This is a genomic window from Vibrio sp. 10N.261.55.A10, assembly GCF_041470825.1.
GTDB lineage: Bacteria > Pseudomonadota > Gammaproteobacteria > Enterobacterales > Vibrionaceae > Vibrio > Vibrio crassostreae_C.
Genome location: NZ_JBFRNC010000108.1, coordinates 1 through 6954, shown reverse-complemented (window position 1 = coordinate 6954; position 6954 = coordinate 1). Strand labels below are relative to the sequence as shown.

Annotated in this window: 6 protein-coding genes; 4 read left to right on the top strand and 2 right to left on the bottom strand. The window is 43.9% G+C overall.

The window, feature by feature from the left end:
* Positions 1 to 266: 266 nt before the first annotated feature.
* Together AB4274_RS21800 and AB4274_RS21795 are read right to left on the bottom strand one after the other, a co-directional pair.
* The gene (locus AB4274_RS21800) at positions 267 to 959 is read right to left on the bottom strand and encodes an SDR family oxidoreductase (RefSeq protein WP_017068416.1); all 693 of its coding nucleotides are present in this window, start codon (positions 957 to 959) and stop codon (positions 267 to 269) included.
* Between the two features lie 131 nt (positions 960 to 1090).
* A complete protein-coding gene (locus tag AB4274_RS21795) occupies positions 1091 to 2257 on the bottom strand; it encodes an MFS transporter (protein ID WP_029235440.1) in 1167 nt (388 codons plus the stop codon).
* A gap of 192 nt (positions 2258 to 2449) precedes the next feature.
* Between AB4274_RS21795 and AB4274_RS21790 the strand changes: the two genes are divergently transcribed.
* From AB4274_RS21790 to AB4274_RS21775, 4 genes are all read left to right on the top strand, one after another.
* The gene (locus AB4274_RS21790) at positions 2450 to 3331 is read left to right on the top strand and encodes a LysR substrate-binding domain-containing protein (protein WP_017062691.1); all 882 of its coding nucleotides are present in this window, start codon (positions 2450 to 2452) and stop codon (positions 3329 to 3331) included.
* A 115-nt stretch (positions 3332 to 3446) separates the two neighbouring features.
* A complete protein-coding gene (locus AB4274_RS21785) occupies positions 3447 to 4544 on the top strand; it encodes an alkene reductase (RefSeq protein WP_372113220.1) in 1098 nt (365 codons plus the stop codon).
* A gap of 10 nt (positions 4545 to 4554) precedes the next feature.
* A complete protein-coding gene (locus AB4274_RS21780; protein WP_017062693.1) occupies positions 4555 to 5643 on the top strand; it encodes an alkene reductase in 1089 nt (362 codons plus the stop codon).
* 66 nt (positions 5644 to 5709) lie between these two features.
* Positions 5710 to 6651, top strand: coding sequence for a zinc-binding dehydrogenase (locus AB4274_RS21775; RefSeq protein ID WP_017062694.1), 942 nt, complete (start codon positions 5710 to 5712; stop codon positions 6649 to 6651).
* The last annotated feature ends 303 nt before the right edge of the window (positions 6652 to 6954 follow it).

Sequence of the window (6954 nt, the reverse complement as noted above, 5' to 3'; positions counted from 1 at the left end):
GGAGTGGATTCCATACATCACGTTAAAGTATTTACTCATTCCAGAGTAAGATCGCAGTCGTTCCTTAGGATATGTAATGTGACCAGCCATAGATGCAGGCAATATCAATTTATAGGATCTCATCGCCATTCCAATCCCAGTCAATTTGGGAAATATCACGGGAGACTTTGTATAAATACCATCCGAGCAAAGCGATAATACAAAGGATTATAAAGGTAAAAAGCATATCATCCCCTTAGAGCTTTCATGTGACGTAACTACTAGGCTTACCATGGCAATTGAGTGCCATCGTAGACAAAAAATGAACCTGAATGCTTAAGTTTTAAATTGTCGATAACATTAAGCATGCCTGTAACACTCTCTTTTACTGTTACCTTGCCTTCCTTTCCACCCATATCGGTTTTTACCCAACCTGGATGAATTGCCATGGTCTTCACTCCCGCTTCGGATAATTCACAGGCTAGAGATTTAATTATTTGGTTGAGGGCCGCTTTTGATGCTCGATAGCTGTATCGTCCCCCTGAGCGGTTATCATCAATACTGGCCAGTATTGAGGTCATCCCGATTATGGTTTTATCTTGGCCGGCTAGAATATTATTGAGCAAGGCCTGCGTGATTAACATGGGTGCGATGGTATTGACCTTTAACACCTCTAGCCATCTTTGCTGATCCATATTGCCTAAGTTGTCACATCCTTCACCACTCACCCCAGCATTATGAATAAGTACATCAATAGGTTGCTCTTTAAACACCTCAGTTAAAGCTAGAATATCTGTTTCATGACTAACATCTAGAGCATAAGGGCGAATGGTTGAATACTGTTGTGCTAACAGGGTTAACTCATGCGCTGAATCAATATCGCGACAGCAAGCGATGACCTTGTAATGTCGCTGTGCATATTGCTTTGCAAGCTCTAATCCTAAGCCACGATTAGCTCCAGTAATAAAAACGGTTTTCATTGAGTGCCTCTTATCAGTTTCAATCTTGTCTAATACCAATCAATATAAGTTGCGAAAAGCTGGCCAATGCTGCTGCATTGACCAGCTCTAAGGGTAAGAGTCGTGTTTATTTCATTAATACATTTTTACCATTAACTTTCTGCACGCTTATCAAGACGGCCACTAAAGCGGGTCAAAGCAAGCGCTATCAGTACAACTACTGCACCTACCCAAGGTGTATGCATTAAGCCTGCTTCAGCGACAACCATCCCTCCGCCCCATGAACCAAGTGCAATACCAACGTTAAAGGCGGCAATGTTTAAACCGGAAGCAACATCCACTGCATCTGGTGTATATTTTTCAGCAAGTTTCACTACATATACTTGTAAACCTGGAACATTACCGAATGCAAATGCCCCCCAAACTAAAATCGTGGCTACCGCGGCAATAGGGTTAACGGCGGTAAAATTGAACACGATAAGCACAGCTGCAAGACCAGTAAAAATAATGCTAAGGGCTTTTATTGGGCCCATTTTATCGGCCATTTTTCCGCCCCAAATATTACCAATCGCAACTGAGACTCCATAAACCAACATAATTAAACTAATTGCATTCGCACTAAAGCCAGTTTCTTGCTGCAAAATAGGAGCAAGGAAAGTGAATGCTGTAAAAGTGCCGCCATAACCCAGTGCAGTAATCGCATAAACCAGTAATAATCTAGGTTGAGTTAATACCTTAAGCTGCGATGAAAGCTTAGCTGCAGCAGGTTGTTTTAAGTTATTTGGTACTAAGAAAGCACTACCAATTAATGCGATTAAACCTAATAGCGCAACAACTAAGAAGGTTGATTGCCAGCCAAAGGTTTGACCTATGTATGTCCCAAGCGGCACGCCTGTGACTAACGCCACGGTTAAACCAGTGAACATAATCGCAATGGCGCTGGCGGCTTTTTCTTTTGGTACCAGACCGGTAGCAATGGTTGAACCAATGGAGAAAAATACACCATGGGCTAAACCTGTCAAAATACGAGCGATAATCAGGGTGTTATATCCAGGTGCTTGCCATGCAACTAAGTTACCGACAACAAACAGTGACATGACGGTAATCAATACGTGTTTACGATTCCACTTTCCTGTTAAAGCCGTTAAAACCGGGGCGCCAATGGCAACACCAAGTGCATAAAGGCTAACCAGCAAGCCTGCTGAAGGCAGTGATATATTTAGGTCGGAGGCCATGGTCGGGAGTAGCCCCACGATCACAAACTCCGTTGTTCCAATAGCAAAGGCGCTGAGCGTCAATGCAAGAAGTGCTAAAGGCATAATATTTACTCTCTGTTGTTTGAAAATGACCAGCAATAGCCGATGTATTGGTCGCTATGCCGTCGCGTTGTTAATTGATGGGGGGCATTTTGCATTAAAGATGTTTTGTGAAAAACAGAGGTTTTTACAAATGATATTTGTTATAAATGCAATAAAGCTGATGAGCGATTGGATAAAGTTGAGGGAAATAGCATGCGAACAAAATCTGATGATTTAGCCATTTTACTAGCTGTAGTCGATACCGGAGGTTTTTCAGCGGCAGCAGAGAGCCTAGATATCCAAGTCGCGCGAGTATCCAGAGCGGTCAGTAAAGTGGAGAGTCAACTTGGGGTCACTATTCTAAACCGAACCACTAGACGTATTGAATTAACCGATGAAGGACGCCAGTTCATTGACTCTGTGCGGGTGGGATTAATGCAATTACAGCAGGCGGAAGAAGATATTATTTCCCGTGGGGAATTGCCCAAAGGCCGTTTACGTGTCGACGCGGCTAGTCCGTTTGTGTTTCATCAACTGGTGCCATTGGTACAGTCATTTAATCAAGCCTATCCCGATATTGAGCTAGAAATAACCTCCAATGAAGGCATTGTGGATTTACTAGAAAAGAAAACCGATTTAGCAATTCGGATTGGTACGTTGAGCGATTCTACGCTACATGCTCGGTCGCTGGGTCGAAGCCCCTTGTATATTGTGGCTTCACCAGAATATATCTCAAAACGCGGGCTCCCCACTAAAAGCAGCGATCTTGCTCAGCATAATCTCATTGGATTTGTCGCCCCCAAAATTTTGAATGACTGGCCTTTAAAAGGGTTTACCCAACTAGACGCTTTGATGTCATCAAGTAATGGCGAAACCATTCGACAAATTGTGTTGGCAGGAAATGGCATTGCATGTCTATCAGGGTTTATGGTGAATAAAGATATTGCCGAAGGACGTTTAATCTCGCTGTTGGAGAGCGAAAAAATCAGTCATCCACGAAGAGAACAAGTCAACGCTGTGTATTATAAGACTTCTTCTGTGGCCAAGCGGATCTCCGCTTTTATTGATTTTATTAAGCCAAAGCTAACCCTGTAACCCGCTTAAACAAGCTGATTGTTGCAATTTATACAAATATTATTTGCCTTTATTGCTATAAATGATTGGTGACTCATTTGCTAGTATGCCCCTATCAAATGAAGAGGGCTCAACTATGTCACTATCACTATTTAAACCATTCACATTGGGTGGACTCACACTCAAAAACCGCATTGTCATGCCACCGATGACGCGTTCAAGAGCCAGTCAGCCTGGTGATGTCGCAAATGACATGATGGCAACCTATTACGCTCAGCGTGCCAGTGCAGGATTGATTGTGTCTGAAGGTACGCAAATTTCAGCGACGGCAAAAGGCTATGCATGGACCCCAGGTATTTACACACCTGAGCAGATTGCTGGTTGGCGTAAAGTGACAGACGCTGTGCATGCCAAACAAGGCGCTATTTTCGCGCAGCTTTGGCATGTGGGAAGAGTCACTCACCCAGATAACATCGGTGGTAAGCAACCGATTTCTTCCTCCGCATTAAAAGCGGAAAACGTCAAAGTATTCGTTGATAATGGCAGTGATGAACCTGGTTTTGTTGACGTCGTTCAGCCTAGAGCGATGACAAAAGCCGATATTCAGCAAGTGATCGAAGATTACCGTCAAGCCGCATTGAATGGCATTGAGGCAGGCTTTGATGGCATTGAACTGCATGCCGCTAATGGTTATTTAATTAACCAATTTATTGATTCAGAGGCGAATGATCGCACTGATGAGTACGGTGGATGTCTTGAAAACCGTCTTCGTTTTCTTGATGAAGTTGTTACTGCAATGGTCGATGCCATTGGCGCTGATCGCGTTGGTGTGCGCTTGGCACCTTTAACAACCCTCAATGGTACTGTTGATGCTAACCCTATTGAGACTTATACCGCTGCCGCAGCGTTACTCAATAAACATCATATCGTGTACCTACATATTGCTGAAGTCGATTGGGATGATGCACCAGATACACCCGTCTCATTCAAACGTGCAATGCGCAATGCTTTTCAAGGCGTGCTGATCTACGCAGGTCGTTATAATGCGGAAAAAGCAAAGCAAGCTATTGATGACGGACTGGCTGATATGATCGGCTTTGGTCGACCTTTTGTGGCGAATCCCGATCTTCCTGAACGTCTACTTCACGGCTACCCATTGGCAGAGCATGATCCAAACACCTTGTTTGGTGGTGGTGAGAAAGGTCTGATTGATTATCCAACGTATAAAGCTTAAGGGGGTAAGTATGTTTAAGGTATTTAAAGGTCACGGACTTGAGACTAGAAACCGTATCGCGATGGCGCCGATGACTCGTTCACGCACGTCTCAACCTGGTGATGTACCAAACGAGATGATGGCAACCTACTACCGTCAGCGTGCCAGTGCTGGACTCATTGTATCAGAGGGCACCCCGATCTCAGCGGCTGCACGAGGTTATTCGATGACTCCGGGCATTTATACCCCAGAGCACATCGAAGGCTGGAAAAAAACCACCCAAGCTGTGCATCAAGATGGCGGGAAAATATTTACTCAACTTTGGCATGTGGGGCGACGCAGTCATTCTGATATTTCAGGTACTAAGCCGTTAGCCCCATCAGCGATTAAAATCCCAGATCAAGTATTTGGCCCACTAGCTGAAGGTGGCTTTGGGATGATTGAAACCGAAACGCCACGGGAGATGACGTTGCAAGACATTAAGAGCACGATTGCGGATTTTGTACAAGCGGGCAAAAACGCCATTGAAGCTGGTTTTGATGGCGTGGAAATTCATGCTGCGCATGGTTACTTGTTTGATACCTTTTTACGCTTAGAAAGCAACCAAAGAAGTGATCAATATGGTGGCAGCCAAGAGAATCGCATGCGCTTTTTGGTTGATACGTTGCAAGCACTTACCGACGAAATTGGTGGGGAAAGAGTTGCGGTTCGTCTGTCTCCTCATATCGGAGAGGGTTTTGCTGGGGATGATGTTGAAATTGTTCCGCTAACGTTAGCATTGCTGGAAAAACTACAACTGATGAACCTTGCGTATGTGCATTTTTCAGAAAACATATCACGCTATGTAGAGGTGCCTGAAGAGTTTCGCCAGCAAGTACGCCGAATATACTCTAATCCAATCATGGTTGCAGGAAAGTTGACCAAGCAATCTGCCCAACAGTTGCTAGATAAGCAGTATGCTGATTTCGTTGCCTTTGGTACTCCTTTTGTAACGAACCCTGATTTAGTCGCCCGATTTGCTCATGATTTACCATTGGCCGAGTTTGATGCCGATGCTAGGTTGACCTTGTATGGGGGCGGAGCCGAAGGCTACGTCGATTATCCAACTTATCAAGCCTAATACACCAGGTACCAAGGACGATAACTCTTTGGTGCCTTACCTTTTCATTAAGCGAGTGGAAGTGATATGGAACCCTATCGAATTTGGCAATATCAAACTGAGAAACACAGTCTTGTTTTAGGTAAGGCTGAAAGAGCAGCTTTAGATGACAGCGAAATCTTAGTACAAAACAAAGCGATTGGTATTAACCCTGTGGATTGGAAATTTATTAAAGCCAATCCTTTAAATTGGCCGAATGGCCATGTTCCAGGTGTTGATGGTGCAGGCGTCGTCGTACAAGTAGGTTCTAAAGTTGATCCCAGTCTAATTGGCCGTCGAGTGGCATATCATGGTTCACTAAATCGCCATGGTAGCTTCGCTAAATATACTGTTTTGAACGTTGAGCGAGTGATGACACTACCTGAGAGCCTATCTTTTGAACTTGCCGCGGCACTGCCTTGTCCGATGCTAACTGCGTGGCAAGCATTTGAAAAAATTCCATTAACCCAACAAAGAGAAGTGCTTGTCGTTGGTTTTGGCGCGGTGAATAATTTGTTATCCCAGATCCTTGTCAGAGCGGGTTATATCGTTGATGTTGTCTCCGCGAGTCTGAGCGAAGAGCGAGCCAAAAGCTTAGGTATTCGCCAAGTTTATCGGGAGCAATCTCAAATCGACATGAAATACTTCGCCATTTTTGATGCGGTGAGTGGGGAAAATGCCGCCCATTTAGTGCCGCTGTTAAGAGCGAATGGACATATTGTCTGCATTCAAGATCGTATTGCTAAACCCATTGACCCTCCATTTACGCGCACTATTTCTTACCACGAAATAGCCCTTGGAGCGTTACATAATTTTGGTGATAAAGATGATTGGCATACATTAATGCAAAATGGTGAAGCGCTGCTTGAGCGTATTGAAAATGGGAGTGTTGAAGTTAGTATTCCTGTCACTTTTAAATTCGAGCAGATGCTTGATGCGTTGAAACACAGTGAAACCACAAAACGAAAAACCGTGATTACATTGAGTTAGACTGCGCAATTTATCCTTTTGCTGGGAGTCACATAGCGCTTACTTCCTACACTTTGCTTGGATAGTTGTTCTAATTGCTGATATTGAGTAAGACTCATCTTTGCAACGTCGTTTAAAATTGTGGTCTAAATAATTTTGACCACACTCTTACTAGCAGATGCGATACTAATAGCAATCTAACCAACGAAGAATTCGTGATTGCTCAATAGTCGGTAGAACTACTGTAATTTACTTTAAAAACAGATGGTTAAAAGCGAGCTTAGTGCTCGCTTTTTTTGTGCTCATATGTTGGATAGACCATCG